At 36.4% G+C, this 17,211-nt stretch carries 15 protein-coding genes; 3 read left to right on the forward strand and 12 right to left on the reverse strand.

What is annotated here, in order from left to right; genetic code table 11:
- Positions 1-31 precede the first annotated feature (31 nt).
- Complete coding sequence (locus NKG37_RS03315; RefSeq protein ID WP_254415791.1) at positions 32-2,068, reverse strand: metallophosphoesterase family protein; 2,037 nt, start codon at positions 2,066-2,068, stop codon at positions 32-34.
- A gap of 203 nt (positions 2,069-2,271) precedes the next feature.
- On the opposite strand from NKG37_RS03315, the gene NKG37_RS03320 reads away from it, so the two are divergent.
- On the forward strand, positions 2,272-2,805 hold the full coding sequence (locus NKG37_RS03320; protein ID WP_169189275.1) for a lysozyme inhibitor LprI family protein: 534 nt from the start codon (positions 2,272-2,274) through the stop codon (positions 2,803-2,805).
- 170 nt (positions 2,806-2,975) lie between these two features.
- On the opposite strand, the gene NKG37_RS03325 is transcribed toward NKG37_RS03320, so the two are convergent.
- The 8 genes from NKG37_RS03325 to NKG37_RS03360 form a co-directional block, all read right to left on the reverse strand.
- The gene (locus NKG37_RS03325; protein ID WP_169189276.1) at positions 2,976-3,455 is read right to left on the reverse strand and encodes a hypothetical protein; all 480 of its coding nucleotides are present in this window, start codon (positions 3,453-3,455) and stop codon (positions 2,976-2,978) included.
- 41 nt (positions 3,456-3,496) lie between these two features.
- Positions 3,497-4,456, reverse strand: a complete 960-nt coding sequence (locus NKG37_RS03330) for a DUF3231 family protein (RefSeq protein ID WP_254415792.1) — start codon at positions 4,454-4,456, stop codon at positions 3,497-3,499.
- 48 nt (positions 4,457-4,504) lie between these two features.
- A complete protein-coding gene (locus tag NKG37_RS03335) occupies positions 4,505-5,032 on the reverse strand; it encodes a hypothetical protein (protein ID WP_016205104.1) in 528 nt (175 codons plus the stop codon).
- Positions 5,033-5,278: 246 nt separating this feature from the next.
- Entirely contained in the window at positions 5,279-6,763 is a 1,485-nt protein-coding gene (locus tag NKG37_RS03340) for an aldehyde dehydrogenase family protein (RefSeq protein ID WP_016205103.1), read from the reverse strand.
- Between the two features lie 194 nt (positions 6,764-6,957).
- Positions 6,958-7,581: a YesL family protein gene (locus NKG37_RS03345; protein ID WP_254415793.1), complete on the reverse strand. Its 624-nt coding sequence runs from the start codon at positions 7,579-7,581 to the stop codon at positions 6,958-6,960.
- A gap of 109 nt (positions 7,582-7,690) precedes the next feature.
- Complete coding sequence (locus NKG37_RS03350) at positions 7,691-8,584, reverse strand: carbohydrate ABC transporter permease (RefSeq protein WP_101729509.1); 894 nt, start codon at positions 8,582-8,584, stop codon at positions 7,691-7,693.
- Between the two features lie 13 nt (positions 8,585-8,597).
- The gene (locus NKG37_RS03355; RefSeq protein ID WP_051994053.1) at positions 8,598-9,467 is read right to left on the reverse strand and encodes an ABC transporter permease; all 870 of its coding nucleotides are present in this window, start codon (positions 9,465-9,467) and stop codon (positions 8,598-8,600) included.
- 185 nt (positions 9,468-9,652) lie between these two features.
- On the reverse strand, positions 9,653-11,326 hold the full coding sequence (locus NKG37_RS03360) for a type 2 periplasmic-binding domain-containing protein (protein WP_169189278.1): 1,674 nt from the start codon (positions 11,324-11,326) through the stop codon (positions 9,653-9,655).
- A gap of 223 nt (positions 11,327-11,549) precedes the next feature.
- On the opposite strand from NKG37_RS03360, the gene NKG37_RS03365 reads away from it, so the two are divergent.
- Both NKG37_RS03365 and NKG37_RS03370 read left to right on the forward strand, forming a co-directional pair.
- A complete protein-coding gene (locus tag NKG37_RS03365) occupies positions 11,550-13,103 on the forward strand; it encodes a response regulator transcription factor (RefSeq protein ID WP_254415794.1) in 1,554 nt (517 codons plus the stop codon).
- Positions 13,103-14,815, forward strand: coding sequence for a sensor histidine kinase (locus NKG37_RS03370; RefSeq protein WP_254415795.1), 1,713 nt, complete (start codon positions 13,103-13,105; stop codon positions 14,813-14,815). The genes NKG37_RS03365 and NKG37_RS03370 overlap by 1 nt, the downstream gene beginning before the upstream one ends.
- A 67-nt stretch (positions 14,816-14,882) precedes the next feature.
- Here the strand turns inward: NKG37_RS03370 and NKG37_RS03375 are convergent, their stop codons facing one another.
- From NKG37_RS03375 to NKG37_RS03385, 3 genes are read right to left on the reverse strand one after another with little or no spacing between them, the layout of a single operon-like run.
- On the reverse strand, positions 14,883-15,512 hold the full coding sequence (locus NKG37_RS03375; protein WP_254415796.1) for a bifunctional 2-keto-4-hydroxyglutarate aldolase/2-keto-3-deoxy-6-phosphogluconate aldolase: 630 nt from the start codon (positions 15,510-15,512) through the stop codon (positions 14,883-14,885).
- 19 nt (positions 15,513-15,531) lie between these two features.
- Positions 15,532-16,455, reverse strand: coding sequence for a phosphoglycerate dehydrogenase (locus NKG37_RS03380; protein ID WP_169189281.1), 924 nt, complete (start codon positions 16,453-16,455; stop codon positions 15,532-15,534).
- 38 nt (positions 16,456-16,493) lie between these two features.
- Positions 16,494-17,201: an HAD family hydrolase gene (locus tag NKG37_RS03385; protein ID WP_254416359.1), complete on the reverse strand. Its 708-nt coding sequence runs from the start codon at positions 17,199-17,201 to the stop codon at positions 16,494-16,496.
- Positions 17,202-17,211 lie beyond the last annotated feature (10 nt).

The raw sequence follows: 17,211 nt of genomic DNA on the forward strand, positions 1-17,211 counted from the left end.
AAAAGAAGTCCTCTCTTATTTTAAAAAATGATTACTTTTTTAGAAAACTATGTCTAAAACTATCCTTATTAAAAGCTAGCCACCCTAAATTATTCTTTGTATCAATCATCGATCCATTTGCTAAAACTTGATGGGAGATTATTTCCTTCCATAGAAAGGATGCAGAAGCCTCTTTTTCATGAATTACATAATCATTCCCGCAATATCGCGACATTTTCTGTTGCTTTGTACTACTCTTTCTAAAGTGAAGAATGCTTTTTAATGCCATTCCAGATAATCCATCAAAAGACTGATTTTTTATGGGACTGCTTGTAAATTGATGAAGACTTCGTTTTTTTTGCTGCTGAAAATATACCTCTACCGCAATCGAAGAAGCCATATGGGCATCTCCAGAAAGAATTATGCAATTGCTTGGATTCCATTCAGCTATTTGTTGATGGAAAAAGGAAAAACCTCTTCCGTTAAATCTCCACCATTCCAAATCTAAACTTTTTTGCAGAGAAGGAAGGATATTCGTAAGAGGCAGAATGAAATTTTTTAGAAAGGACTCAATCAAATGAACCCCGTATAAGGGAGTCGCAGAGATGATGACTAATGGCGTTTGCGTTTGCCATCCACTTGAAAATAATAGTTCTGATAAATGATTCCATTCCTTTTTCCGGATTAAATTCGGTCCGTTTGTCCGCTGCTTTAGGACATTTCCAATAACATAGGTCCGTTCTGCTGGATAAGCTCGTTGTGTTCGAGTGTCTAATATGAGGCTTCTCGGATTTGTTGGTGCTACATAACTCCATGAACGAAAGGTTAATATCGTCTGAAGCCACTCTGTATATGCTAATGTGTGTACTTTTAACCTTTTTGTATAGTTTCCTATTTTTGTGAAAAAAGAAAGAGGGAAAGCTTCCGGATTATTACCCCAGCCTTGAAAAGCCCAATAAGCAGTTAAAGCATTAGCAATGACATGATTTCCAAGCGGCGAACTCGCTACTTTTTCCTGCCACTCTTTTGTTATATTCCAATCATCTGTTACATCATGGTCATCAAATATCATATAAATCGGGATATTTGCCAATAAACGGCGCACCTTTGGCAGATATTGCTGGAACCTTTCCATATCTTTTTGCTGCTGATTAAATTCTTTCCTTATTATGTTGATTTTTCTTCCATACTCTTTTGGTTGTTCTTTATCACTATCTATATAAATCTCGTCATCTACTAAATAGTCATCAAAATCTTTCAAATACCCCGCCTTGTTTGCCAGCTCCCAAATTTCAGGATTCCAGTTCATGATATACATTGCCGCATACTCACCCAGTGTCATAAGGTGATTATCAGCCTTCCTTGAAGTAAACTGGCAGTATTTCTTTATTAGTTCTTTTCTTCCATTTAACTGGCTGAAGGCTGTTTGGAGGGATTTGCTATTAAAGTCCTTGCATAATTCCTTTAACGGTTCCTCCTTACCTATCAGTTGCTTACCTAATGCAGATAAGAAAGGAGCGACTGGCGCTGGGACATCATCTGCATAAATTTGGTCACCTGTCAGAAAAAGTGCATTTGGTCTTTTTTCTAACTGAAAATAGTATTCCTGCAGTTTTTCGTCTCCTAAGCTTAACGCATCCTTGCCAATTCCATGTAGTTTACGACAGGAACCATATAAGATGTTTGATTGATCCCTTGCTGGAATAAAAAAAGTGGGGTATTGTAAATTTCCATAACAAATAGAAGCGGGATGTGTTGGGGACAGCAAGCCAAAGTCACTTAAATCATAGCTTCGGTTCCCTTTTTTTAGTTCAATATTGTATCCTAACAAAGTTTGAGAAGGAAGGATTTTGGAGTTAGGCTGGATTTTGATCAAATATACATATACTTTTTTTCCTAAGCGAAAGATTTGCGCATCCGACTGGATACTAATTGGTTGATAATCATATTCCCCTGTTTCTGGATTTATTTCAATGGAGTAAACCTTAGCGTTCAATCGGTATTTTTCACTTAAAGCAATCCAAAGATAGGCGGAGGTTACCTCCACCCTACGCACCATCGGCCCAGACAAAATTAACGGCAGATCCATCATTACCACCATCCGTTTTCTATTCTCTTACAGCCTATTCAGAGAAAGCCGCTGATATGTTTTTGAATGATGGATACAGGGAATCAAGGAAATTAGTGGACGGTTCCCTTTGATTCGATTAGAATATTGGATAAAACGGAAGATCCTATTCAACTAGTGGAGGTGCAATTAAACATGAAAGGTAATAAAATTTTTTCATCACAATGTTAGCTTTAGTCGGAGTTATTTTAGCTGCTTGTGGAAAAACAACTGATGGTACTGTTTCATCCTCAGATAACCTGCCTTCTAATAATGACTCTACTCAAACGGAAGAAAGCGACTCCTCGTCAAATGAGGATACTGCTACTGAACCGAATGACAAAGAAGATACTTCTAACAGTTTGAAAGATGAGTATTTAGTTAAACTAAACGAAATGGATAAAAAAGACAGAGAAGTACCTGCAGACACCTCAAAGGCTAGTACTACAGTAGAGTTGGAAAAAGAGGAAGCAGAAAGATTGGATCGTTGGGACGAAGCATTAAATGAAATATATAGCATCCTAAATGAACAGCTTTCTGCCGAAGAGATGGAGCAATTGCGAGAAGAACAACGGGATTGGATAAAGGAAAGAGATCAAAAAGCTAAAGAGGCTTCCCTCAAATATGAAGGTGGCACAATGGAAGGATTGGAATATGTGGCAACACAAGCGTCTGTTACAAAAGACAGATGCTATGAATTGGTAGCTAAGTATATGTAAGGAAGGAAACAGAGGGAAGCGGTAGAACCCTCCCTCTACGCCCTTTCAAATATTTTTTCAGCACTAAATGCTGTTCATATCCTTCTTCTAAATCTCGTCGAAACGTTTTTACTAATGATTGACTACCAACATGAAAGCCTCAAAAGAAAAATAAAACACCATCTGCTTTTTTACAAAATGGTGTTTTTTTTCACAAATACTTTGATTAATTTTCTTATTACCAACCCAACGATTACTCCTGGTATAACAAAAAGTATTGGTAAAAATATAGGACCTATCAAATGCCCAAATAGCTTAACTTCTGATGAATAGATTAATCCTACCGTTACAAAATAGGCAGCAAACACAAAAGGTAGGAATAAGAAGGAAGAATTTTTTCCTTGATCATCAGCATCTTTAACTGCATCCCACATAGCAAAAAAATAGAGACATGGATAAAACATTAGCCACCTCAAATTAACTTCCTCTAAAGATGCAGAAATATCTCCATGAAAACTTGAAATAATCGCTATGTTAAAGTTTGATTGTACATTCACTACTACCTCAAGAACAATAAGAATAATTCCTTTTGTATATTTCTTATTAAGTAGCTGCCCAAATCCAGGTAAAGCGATAGACCATAGAAGTTTTTCAAACGAATTCTTATTCACATCATTCCCAGGCCACCTTTTTTAAAAAATATGATTGATTTTTATGTCTGATTTCCAGATGAATGCTTAGAAAGTTTTTTCCTGTCCGCTGCTGTATATGGTTCTTCCAACCATCCTTGTTCAATCATTATATTTAATCCATCATTATTATATTTTCCAATAGTAGGAATTAACGCTATATACTCTGCAACTAAATCGTGCCTTAACATTTCCGAAAGGGCAGTACCAATATTTGCTAAAGCCATGTTTCCTGCCAACGAAACATGATACATCAAAAGCTTATCTGAAAAAGGAGATGCTGTTGAATCAGTTATGTGAGTATCCATTAATTTAGGTGATGGTAAATCTTGATTGATTAAGCGATTCGTGTAAATCTTAATTTGTTTACTAGCTAGTTTTGCGCCTTCTTGAAAATATTCTCTTAACTTTTCTGAAGAGGCGACTTGACTAAATCCTATCATCAAAGATTTTCCTAATATGTTCGTAATAATATTATAATGATAATGTTTTATTTCATTAGCAGTAAGCGGTCTATCTCTTCCAGTAAAGATAGAGATAAATGATTTTTTTCCCACAAAGTCCACTTTCTTAGGATACGGAATCGTAGGATGGCTAATATCCACTCCTTTTAAAAACAATAAATGTATACCTTTTTCATAGGTTTCAACTGCATCGTCTATATTGTTTCTGAAATAGTCCATTATGTCCTGTCTTGTCGCATTGGTATAAGCATGACCATATGTAATTACAGCTGCTCCGGCCATTTGAGTAATATAAAAAATCATAAAGATATCACTAAATAAACGTGGTCCATCCTTCCGAACATCCTGCTCCCCAAATCCAACAGGAATAGGAATATTTTCTCGATTGAAGATGTTTTCCATTTGCTTAAGATGTTTTTGAGAAAGTGTAATAGCAAACTCGATATAGTTTTTTACTTCTCCATCTTCAACAACCTGAAGGAAGTGATCAAACACACAACAAAGCATCGATCCTCCCATATAATTAGCAAATAAAGAGAAGCAGAAGATCCGTCCCTCTGCTTCCTTTTATTCATAAACCTCTATTTCAACTGGCAATTTGACTTTATCTTTTGGGAAGGTAGCATACCATACCCATAGGTTATCTCGAAGGAAGAACTTATTGGGTTGTCTATTGCCTTCACTAGTAATTACGATAGTTTTAACGTTATCTTCGGCAAACCCATATATAATGGAGAAATCCTTTTGAACATTATTATCCGCTTGCCAGGTAATGGAATCTCTCTCCTGTTTCTCCTCTTTAAACTCCTGAAAATCCAATATGGGATAAATAAATTTTTTAAAGTCCGTAAATTCATTATTAGTAAGTACAGGAATGATGCCCGAACTACTTTCAGCAAATACTAAATGGGACTGAGCATCAAACAAAAGAATTCTTTTGCAATCGCCAAACTGTGCCGATACTTCTTCACATACACTTTCTTCCAAGGAGGTAGTAGGAATAATGACAGGCTTAGTCGGACTAGGACGTGTGGCAATAAAATAAATTACCACAACTGTTAAAGCAAACGCAGCTATTAAAAGAATGTTTCTCATCTCATGTTTTCTCCCTTCTCCCTTAATTCATTAATGAAAATTTATGCACTATTATGCGAAACTGCAAAAAAAATATCGCATAATCAATACACGACACCTTATTACTACTCCCTCAAATATATAATTTTCTTTTAACAAAAGGAAGCTGACTTCAAGAAGTTGTTTTGTTAACGCCTCCTGAGTCAGCCTCTGATTCTATATCATTTATTCAATAAGGGAGACACAAGAACCGTCCCCTTGCTTTCCTTATTGCATGGAAACCCAAACGCTCTTTACTTCGGTGTAGTTATTTAATGCGTAGGAGCCCATTTCGCGACCAATGCCAGATTGCTTGTAGCCGCCGAATGGGGAAGCTGCGTCAAATGTGTTATAGCAGTTGACCCAAACGGTTCCGGCGCGTAATTTGCTGGCGATATAGTGGGCATTGGCGATATCTCGTGTCCAAACGCCTGCTGCCAATCCGTAATTACTGTTGTTTGCACGATTGATTAACTCATCTAAATCGTCATATGGCATAGCAGAAATAACTGGTCCAAAGATTTCCTCCTTGGCAATCGTCATTTCATCCCGCACATCTGCAAAAACGGTTGGAGAAACGAAGTAACCTTCTTCACGTGGATTGAAACCACCCGCGACAAGTTGTGCTCCTTCGTTTAACCCTCTCTCAATATAGCCAAGAACTCGCTGTTGCTGCTCAACGGAAACAAGTGGTCCAATTTCTGTATCAGCATGGATTCCAGCACCTTGTTTCATCTTTTTCGCTTGTGCAGCCATATCTGCAACAACATTATCAAATTGCTTCTTCTGAATAAACACCCGAGAACCAGCACAGCATACCTGGCCTTGGTTGAACATAACACCGTTAAACGCACCTGGAATAGCTTTTGTTAAATCCGCATCTGGCAAGATAATATTTGGTGATTTTCCGCCAAGCTCAAGTGTTACTCTTTTCAATGTTTTAGAGGCATTTGCCATGATCATTTTTCCTACTTCTGTGGATCCTGTAAAGGCAATTTTATCTACTAAAGGATGATCAACTAATGGTTGACCAGCTGTTTCTCCAAAGCCAGGAACGATGTTCACAACTCCATCTGGGAAACCAGCTTCCTTGATTAATTCTGCTAAATAAAGCGCGGATAATGGCGTTTGCTCAGCTGGCTTCAATACAACCGTGCATCCAGTTGCAAGAGCAGCTCCAAGCTTCCACATTGCCATTAAAAGTGGGAAATTCCAAGGAATGATTTGTCCTACTACCCCTACCGCTTCATGACGCGTATAGTTAAAGTATGGTCCACTAACAGGAATCGTTTGTCCTGTAATTTTTGTACACCAACCAGCATAATAGCGCATATGTTCAATTGCTAATGGAATGTCCGCGTTCGTAGTCTCGCGAATCGGCTTTCCGTTATCTAACGTTTCTAATTGGGCAAGTTCTGCACTGTTTTCCTCCATCAAATCGGCCAGTATGTACATAAGACGACTGCGCTCAGAAGCACTCATTTTTGACCATGGTCCCACATCGAAAGCCTTACGTGCAGCATTCACTGCCAAATCAATATCTTCTGGACCTGCTTCATACACACTTGCTAAAACCTCATCTGTCGCTGGATTATAACTGTCGAACGTTTTTTGTGATTTACTCTCTACAAATTCACCATTAATAAATAACTTTTTCTTACCACTTAGGAACTTTTCAACCTTTTCTTTTAAAACTACAGTCTGTTGGTTCATCGAATTCCTCCTTAAAAAGTAGATAATTTAATGGTCATGCACCAATACAAGAAAACGCTTACAAAAACAATGTTAACACTGTGGAAATAGAGATACAACTAATAAAAGAAGAAATATTTCGGGGAAATTTGACATTGCGACGGCATGTGACAGATAGCGACAGGGGACGCGGAGGCAGAGGGACGGTTCCCTCTTCACTTCTCATATCCTTCATAAATATGGAGGATAATAAAAGTATTTATATAAGCAAAGAAGGAAAAGCCAATAAATAGACAAAAGTATAAAAGAAAGAAAAAGGAATAGACTGATATCCACAAAGTTATAATGGGAATCATAGTAATCATAAGGACAGAAATTGTTTTAATGGGGTGAACTAGCGCTATCTTCCATGTATTAATGATTGAATCCTTTACTGAATTTTCAAATCTTGCAACATAAGGAAAAATAAAGTTAAACAATAGGAAGTAAGCAAAAGAAAATAGACCAAGACTTACCTTAACAAGGAAAAGTAAATTTCCTGTATATTGATTCAGGTAATAGTAATCCATATACAACACAACGCCGACTGCTAATAAAATCAACCATATGATGGTACTCTGTTTAAAGTTTTTTTGAAGGGCAGCGACATATCCCCTAATGATTGATACATCCTCATTTCTAGCCATTTTTATTGTTATCGAATACATAGCTGTTAGTGCCGATCCTATTGTAACAATAGGCAAACAAGAAATGAGAAATAGAGCATTTAATAGTAATAAATCAACTATTTTTGCTAGAAATCGGTAGAAAGGTCCATTCCATTCAAAAATATTATTCACCGCAATTCCTTCCTTTCCTAAGTTTAGAGGTTATCCTTTCTAATAAAACCACAAGAATGAGTTTCACTGGATAACCTCATTCTTTTTCCTTTTAAGCAAATCAATCTGGCTATTCTTTCACCGAACCTACTACAATACCAGTAATAAAGTATTTTTGCAGCATTGGGTAGATTAATAGCAATGGAACACAGGAAACAACAATTTTTGCTGCATTAAGATTCTTGTTAGATACTTCTCCTGCATTTGCTAGGTCACTTGAAGTTGCTCCGGCTTTTAGCATTTCCTCAATACTGATTGTCAATGATTGGATATATGTCATTAATGGATAATTAGTTACTTTTGTCATATAGATCAATCCTGAAAAAAAGTCATTCCAGTTTCCGACGATACTAAATAAAGCAACTGTCGCCAAAGCAGGCATCGATATCGGTATATATACTTTAATCAGTACCTGTAATGGGTTCGCGCCATCCATAATTGCTGCTTCCTCTAGTGATTTGGGAACGCCGATAAAAAAATTCATTACAAGGATAATGCTGAAAACTTGAACAGCTCCTGGAAGAACTAGTGCCCAAATCGTATTCAACATATCAAGGTTTTTCACAACCAAATAGGTTGGAATCATTCCGCCATTAAATAGCATCGCGAAGATAAGCAGATTCATATAGATTCCTCTGCCTCTAAACTCTCTTTTGGTTTTCGAAAGAGGATAGGCCATAGTAACAATTAACACCATGTTAATAACCAATGACAATATTACTCTTTGAATCGAAATACCAAAGGAGCGCCAAAACTGACTATCTTCCATAATCATTTTATATGCCTCAAAGGTCGTATTAATTGGTGTTAGACCAACCTTATTACTAGCTACTGCATCGCCTCCGCTAAATGATATCGCCACAATATTCCACAGTGGAAGCAAACAAGTAAGGGCAAGGAAAATGACGATTGCATAAATAGTTAATCGGCCACATCGTGCAGAAAAGCTCTTATTTTCTATCATGCGTTCTTCCCTCCTAGAATAATTTGCGATCAGTATATTTTTTTGCTGCATTATTTGCTGATATAATCAAGATAATTCCAATTACTGATTTAAATAAACCTACTGCTGTACCAAAGCTATACTCCCGACCCATTAATCCTACTCGGTAGACATAAGTGTCCAGTATATCACCTGATTCATATACCATTGGTGAATAAAGATTATACACTTGATCAAATCCAGCATTTAAAACATTAGGCAAACTTAATACTGCCAACAATAGGATAATCGGCAGCATACCGGGAAGGGTAATGTTCCAGATTCGCTTCCACCAATTTGCGCCATCTATGCTTGCTGCCTCATGAAGACCAGGATCAATAGCTGTTAATGCTGCCAAATAAACAATTGAATTATAACCAAACTCTTTCCATACGTCTGTCCCTATCAGCAACGGTTGAAAAAGTTTATTACTTCCAAGAAAATTCAGCTTGTCTATGCCAAAAAAAGCAAGAATTTGATTGATTGTTCCATCTAGGCTGAACATATTAACTACCACAGATGCTAGCACTACCCATGAAAGAAAGTGTGGTAAGTAAACAATTGTTTGAATGGATTTCTTAAGCAGTTTCAATCTAACTTCATTTAATAGGATAGCGAAAACGATCGCCAACAGAGATCCTAAAACGATTTTTCCGATAGCGATAACAATTGTGTTTCTGAAAAGTTTACCGATATCAGGTAAAGAGAACATATACTTAAAATGTTCGAAACCTACAAATTCTGAAGCCCTAATTCCTTTTGCAGGTACATAATCTTGAAATGCCATGATTACCCCAAACATTGGAACAAACGTAAAGATAATCAAAAAAATCATTCCAGGAAGCAACATCGAATGATAAAACATTTCTTCTTTCGTTACTATTTTTTTTGTTTTTTTCCTTTTTGTGCTAGCTAATGGATCCTTACCATTTTCTATTTTCAAATGCGGCTGCTGAAACATTCTAACCCCTCCTTACAATTCAGCTGTTCTAATGATGACTTTCCTTCCTAATAGAAGAATTACATGATTAGAACAGCTTAGAATCTATCTTATTTATTGGCTAACTCTTCTTTTATCTCAGCAGCTATTTCGTCGCCTCCTTGTTTCTTCCAATTAGCTACAAAGGTGTCGAAATAATCTAGTGGCTTATTACCTGTAACAATTTTAATAAAATCTTCCTCTTCTAATTTTAAAAGATTGGCACCCTTTTTCTCCATGGTTGGAGTATTACCGAAAAATACAGGGGTAGTCCAATTGAATTGCTCTTCGTTTGTAAATTTATCGATCATACTCATACCAAGCATTCTCGAATGATATTTTGCCCATTCAGACGTTCCTGCACCTTCTGGATCATTTTGATATGCCATTACACTTTTCGCATCGATTTTTAAACCAGCAGTAGGAATATCATCCATGGAAATTTTCCCTTCCACAGCTTCTTGAATATATTTATATTCGTCTATAATATTTGTGGATTTATAAACTTCAATATTAAATGGTCTTGTAGAACCATCCACTGCCAACTCGCCATATTTATAGATTTCTGGATAATCTTTCTGTAAGTCATCCGCGTTTAAAATTTCATCATAGAATAAGTTTAATATTTTTATTGCTAATTCTGGATGCTCATAATCTTTCCGGACAACAATAAATTGACCTGTTGGGTTATTATGAAATACATTTACTTTACCGTTTTCTCCTTCTATTGCATAAGCAGCAAACTCAGCATTCTTATCCATTCCTCTTACTGTTGATAATCCCCAATCCGGTATATGCCATGGTCCCGTAACTATCCCCGTTTGACCGTTAGTAACAAGTGCCATAATATCATCCCATGTTCTTGTTCCAAACTGAGGATCTATGATACCTTTTTTAAACCAATCTGCCATTACCCCTAATGCTTGTTTCGTTTCTTCGGTTGTAGAACCATTGACAATATTTCCTTTACTATCTTCTAACCACATTCGAGGATGAGCATTAAACACTCCGGCAATGCTAGTCATATTCATGCCGCTACCACCATAATCACCTGCATTTAACCAAGAAGCAAATGGAATACCCACTGGATTCCCCGTGGAACCTGGATCCTTATCAACAAACGCTTTTGCAGTGCTCTCTAACTCGTCTAAAGTAATTTGTCTGTCTCCATCTGTATCCAATTTAATCCCTAATGTATCCATCCAATCTTTCCTAATCCACACTATATTTGGCGCAGAATCTCCAATTGTACCTGGAATAGCCATCAATTTCCCGTCAAATGTAGCATCTTCTAGCGTTCTGTTATCATACGTGCCATAAACCTCTTTAATGAAATCGCTTGCATTTTTATCATACACTTCCGTCAAGTCAGCAATTAGGTCATTTTCCACTAGCTCTTTCAGCTCTTCACGACTATCTACACGCATCATATCTGGCAACTCACCGGATGCGATCGCAAGTGCAACTTGACGATTATAGTCATCGCCTTCTGCTTCGAATTGATCCACTATTTTAGCATCTAGTTTCTCTTCTACTAATCTTGTATATGCATTGTTTTCATAAGTGTCTCCTTCAGGCAATTTAGAATTTGCTGCGGTTACCCGTCCCATCGTAATGATGGTTTTCCCATCTTCTGTCACACTGTCACCGGATGAAGAATTATCCATACATGCTGCTAGTGATAGTGTTAATGAAGTTGCCATTAATCCTAATGCCGCACGCTTACAAAATGTTTTGTATTTCATAAAATGTCCTCCCTTTTTTATATAAGTGATAGCAAATGAAATAAGTTTTTTAAGAAATCTTACATGTTACCAAAATATAGTTAAAGTTTACTTGATTAACAAAGAGATGAATATATTAAATAAACCGTTTTCATGTACTTTTTTCCGGAAGTTTTTCTGTTCATCATTAATAAAAAGGACAATATGTTATAATCAACTAGAATTTTAGTCAGGAGGTATTACTATGTATCGTATATTAATAGCAGATGATGAAAAGGACGAACGTAGCGTTATTCGTTTTCTTCTTGATAAATTTCAATTTCAACTCGATATTATAGAAGCAGCTAATGGAAAAGATGCTATCCACTTATTAGAGAAAGAATCCATTGATATCTTATTTACCGATGTGAAAATGCCTTTTGTCAATGGCATAGATTTAGCTAAAATGGCCAAGTCTATAAATCCTAATATACAACTTATTTTTTTTAGCGGCCATGATGATTTCCATTTTGTCAAAAATGCCTTGTCGCTGCGAGCCGTTGACTATATATTAAAACCAGTTAATCCAAATGAATTAAAACAAACGATATCTTCTGTTATCCAAAACATGGAACAACAAAATCGGGAGCTGAAGCGAGAAAAATCGAATATTGCTTTCCTTAAAAATCATCTCTTATATCGGTTATTGAATGGCACCTCCATAGATGTACTAAAAAATGAATACCCTTTCATAGATATAGATTATTTACATGAATATAGACGAATGATACTGATGCAATTTGATGTACCTTTATTTGATAAATTGCTCAAAGAAGAGACCTCCCTACTTTTTGCACAAATCAAGCAATGTATGGAAGGAATGTCTTTTGACTATCTTCATCTAAATCCCTATCAATTATTACTTCTATTAAAGAAGCCAATAGAGCAAACAGAAATAAGACTGATAGCCAAGAATATTCATCAGCAGATTCACTCCACTTTTGGGATACATGGTTATTTTTCTATTAGTGAAGAAGTGGAAGCACCGGAAAACATTCCAGAACGATTTAAACAAATCGAATATTATTTAGAAGATCGATTTTTCTATAAAGATAACTATCTTTATCCGATTGAATGTGGAAAGTTAGAACAAGAGGAATATTTAGAGCAGGATGAAAATTTTCTGCTATCGATACAGAATGCCATTCAATATGTAGATACATTTAGCTTTCGAATTAGCATAGATGCCCTTTTTCAAAAATATCATAGCAAAAAACAAATATCGCATATTTATGTACGTTATTTATTTTCACGATTGCTTCAGATTTTATGTAATGCCTTACCGGAGTACAAAGAAACGATATTAAATAAAAAAATATCAGCTATTTATAAATGCACTCATTTTTCAGAAATAGAACAAATAATAGAAGAAGTAAAAAGGAGTGTCTTATCCTTCCTAGAGAAAAAGGAAAGGTCACCTAAACATGTCATTCATATTGTAATGCAATATATCCATGAACATTATGCTGAAGACTTAAGCCTGAATATTCTTGCTGATAAAGTATACTTATCACCGCGTTATTTAAGTGATGTATTTATTCAAGAAACCGGTTCTGGGATCAACAAATATATAAAACAGGTTCGAATGGATGCGGCCAAGAACTTACTAATTCATACAAATATGAAAATCAATGATATTTGCAAGCAAGTAGGATATCAGAATATTTCCTATTTTGTCCGCAGTTTCCGCGAGAGTTTTGGTCTAAGTCCTGAAAAATTCAGACAATCAAATGGAAAGACGAAAGAGAAGACGAATTAATGAATAAACTATCCCAATGGTTTAAAGATTTAAAATATCGAAGAAAAATATTGGTAATCTGCCTTCTATCCAGTTTATTGCCTGTTACTGCATTAGGAAGCTATTGCTACTTTCAAATTCAAAAACTATTAATCAATCGAGAAAAGGAAGTTTTAGAAGAAACCTTACATCAGGCTATTCTCAGTCTCGATTATAAAATTAATTCCTATAATGATGCCCTGAATCAAATTGTTTGGAATCAAAATATAAAAAGCGGGTTAACCGTTAATTATGACAATAACTTTGATATGTATACGATGTACCGTGATCATCTTAAGCCACTTATTTTCAATGTAAAAAATTCACAAACCGATATCAATCGGATAACAGTTTATAGCAATAACAATACATTATTCCCACATGGGAACTTTCTTCGACCTCTTACAGATGTAGGAAAATCAGAATGGTTTCCGGAAGTCATCAGCAATGCTTCCGCCCATTTAATCGTTTCTTCTGATAAAAGCTCTTTTGAAATGGTCAGCAAAATATTTGATTATAACGGAAATAATATAAATATTGTCTACATGGATATCCATTATCAATCTTTCTTTAATCCGTTATCCAATCTATTTGAAAATTCCTATGGACTCATTATTTTAGATGAGAATAAGCAACCTGTTTACATCCATCAAAACTTTAATAAAAAGGGTCAATCTTATACACTCTCAGCAGACGAGTTGTTAAACAAAATCAATAATGGGTCACTTAAAACCGAATATGTGTATAAAAGTGCTAATTTCCAATCAAACGAGTGGTCTGCTTATTTATTTCGACCATTGGATATCGTCTCTCAATCTACTTCACCTATTATGACTTGGGTAATTATTGTTATTGTCCTATGTATTTTTACTCTCTATCTTTCTATTTTTTTTCTTTCAAAGGTTGTGGTCCGGCCATTGGAGTTACTAGCAGCCAATATGAAGCAAATTGAAAAAGGAGACTTAACCGTTACTGTGACCCATTCCTCTCGAGACGAAATTGGCGATGTAATTGGACAGTTTGGAGACATGGTTCACAATCTCCAAGAAATGATTGATGAAGTTTATAAAAGCAAAATTGCCCAGCAAGAATATGAAATGAAAGCACTACAAGCACAAATCAACCCGCATTTTTTTTATAATAGCCTTTCTCTAATTAATAGTAAGGCTATCCTTGTGGAGCAAGAAGACATTAGCGAGATGGCACAACTCCTTTCGACGTTTTATCGCACTACCTTAAATAAAGGGAAAAATATGATAACCGTTAAAGATGAACTAGAAAATACGATTTCCTATATGAAAATACAGCAAATGATGCATAGCAATTCCTTTGATCTTTCTATCAATGTGGACGATCAAATACTTGGATATACAATGATTAACTTACTACTTCAGCCACTAGTAGAAAATGCAATTAATCACGGAATAGACCATAAAGAAGATAGAGAGAGAGGAATAGTAACGATTATCGGAAAACAGACAGATAACGATCTCCTATTTACTATTTCGGATAACGGTCCTGGTATGGAACCAGAAATACTAGAAACCATTCTAACTACCAAAACAAAAGGATATGGCGTACAGAATGTTCATCATCGAATTAAGTTGGCCTATGGAGAAGCATATGGTTTATCCTATACTAGCAAGCGAGGAAAAGGGACAACAGTAGAGGTACGAATACCAAAGGTTTTATAGATAGAATGACAAGGGACGGTTTTTTTATGGAGGGTATTGTCCTCGTAAGAACCGTCCCTATGTTTCCCTATTTCACAATCGCAACAAATTTTTCTGCTTCGTGGGTGACTGCTTCGTAATCTCCTGTAGTGGCTCCTTTAGTTAAGCTTGAGCCTGTTCCTATGGCGAAGGCGCCATTTTTGATCCATTCGCTCGCGTTTTCTACGGTGACGCCTCCACTTGGCATGAAGTTTCCTTGTGGAAGTGGTCCTTTAAAATCTTTGACAACACTTGGTCCAAAGGCTCCACCTGGGAAGACTTTGATGACGTCTGCGCCAAGTTCTATAGCAGTTAACGCTTCAGTTGGTGACATAACGCCTGGCATAACGGCAACACGATAGCGATGACACATAGTAATTACTTCAGGTGAGAGATTTGGTCCTACTATGAATTTTGCTCCTGCCAAGATAGCTAGGCGTGCTGTTTCAGGATCTAATACCGTACCAGCACCAACTATTACCTCCTCTCCTGCGTATTTGTCAGATAGCTTTTTTATAACATCTAACGCGCCCGGAACCGTCATGGTAAGCTCTAAAAACTTAATTCCACCTTGACGTATTGCCTCACTTACGAGCAATCCTTGTTCTTCATTTTGTGCTCGAATAACTGCTACAACCTTTTCCTCTCTCATTTTTGCTAAAATTTCAATTTTATCCATAAAAGATCACCTTTTCGTTTTATTTGAAATTTGCAAGGATATTCTCCACCGCCATTAAGCTCATTTTGTTGACTGCATCGACACTGGAAGCAGCGGCATGTGCTCCTACAATAATATTATCCAGCTCAAGTAATTCTTTCTTTTCAGGTGGTTCTTTTTTGAAAACATCAAGCCCTGCTCCCCAAATTTTCTTGTTTTTTAGGACTTCATAAAGGGCGTCCTCATCAATAAGTTCTCCGCGAGCTGTGTTGACCAACACGGCTGTATCCTTCATTGTGCTGAATTCTTTCTCACTAAACATATTGGTTGTTTCTGGCGTTGCTGGTAAGTGAAGTGTTATAAAGTCGCTTTCTCTAATAAGCTGTTCAAGTTCAACATAGTTTACATTATATTCTTTTGCTAATTGATCATCTTGGTACATATCATAGGCAAGAACAGTCATGTCAAAGCCATATGCTCTTTTAATGACACCCTTTCCGATTGCACCTGTGCCTATAACACCAAGGGTTTTTCCGTATATCCCAATACTTGTTTTTTTGCCCCAATCCATTGCGCGGCATGATTTATCTATTTCTACTATTCTCCTAGCAATCGCTAACATAAGGGTAAAAGTAAAATCTGCGACAGAGTCTGAGTTTGCATTACGAGTAATCGTTACTGGGATATTGTTGGCTTTACAATATTCTATGTCGATATTATCTGTACCTACGCCATACTTTGAAATGACTTTTAAGTTTTTCGCGAAAGCTAATACATCAGCATTCAATGGATCCACACCCACAATGACTGCGTCTACATCAACAATTTCCTTTTTCATTTCTTCTTCTGTCAGAATTCTTCCGTATGGATTGGTAACCACCTCAAAGCCATGAGCTGTTAATATCCGCTTGGCCTCATCACTGTGCTTTCCAAATGATCGGGGAGTAATTAATACTTTGGGCATCTATCTCCCTCCTCCTTTCGTTTGCTTATTGTGGAACATTATAGTAGTCGTAAATACTGTTCGACTTCAGCTAAATTCACAAATTTTTTTGGTGAAAGCTTGCAGATTACTTCTGATTCTTTCACAAAATCCGGTATAAAAAATGCTGGTATGCTTGCGTTATTGGCTGCTTGAATACCTGCTGGAGAATCTTCCAGTACAATTGCATCTTTCGGCTTCACTTTTGATCGAGTACAGACTTCAAGGAAAATATCAGGACTTGGTTTCCCCTTTGGCACTTCCTCTCCCGAAACATATAAGTCTATAAATGGTAAAGTATCAGATACCGTTAGAAATCTGTTGATCACTTCAGTTGAGCTTGATGATGCAACAGCTACTTTTATGCCCTTAGACTTTAAAAATTGGAGTAATTTATCCAACCCTTCTTTTTTAAAATGAGGTCCTCTAATAAATGAGTGCTCTAATTCATACTTTTTAGAACGCATATATGCTCGCCACTCTTGAACGGGATGACTTGGCCCATAATAATCCGCCATTTTACGGACAATATCTTGATTCGTAATGCCGATAAATTGTTCAAATAGCACTCTTTCAAATTGAAAGCCATAATGGTCAGATGCAATTTGCCAAGCTTCATAGGCTAACCTTTCCGTATCAAACATTAAGCCATCCATATCAAAAATAACTAAAGATGGAAGTCCCAAACCGATTCTCCTTTCAATTGATACAACACTTGTTACAACCATCACTCTCTCG

The sequence above is a fragment of the Niallia sp. RD1 genome, from assembly GCF_024219955.1.
GTDB classification, from domain to species: Bacteria; Bacillota; Bacilli; order Bacillales; family Cytobacillaceae; genus Niallia; species Niallia alba.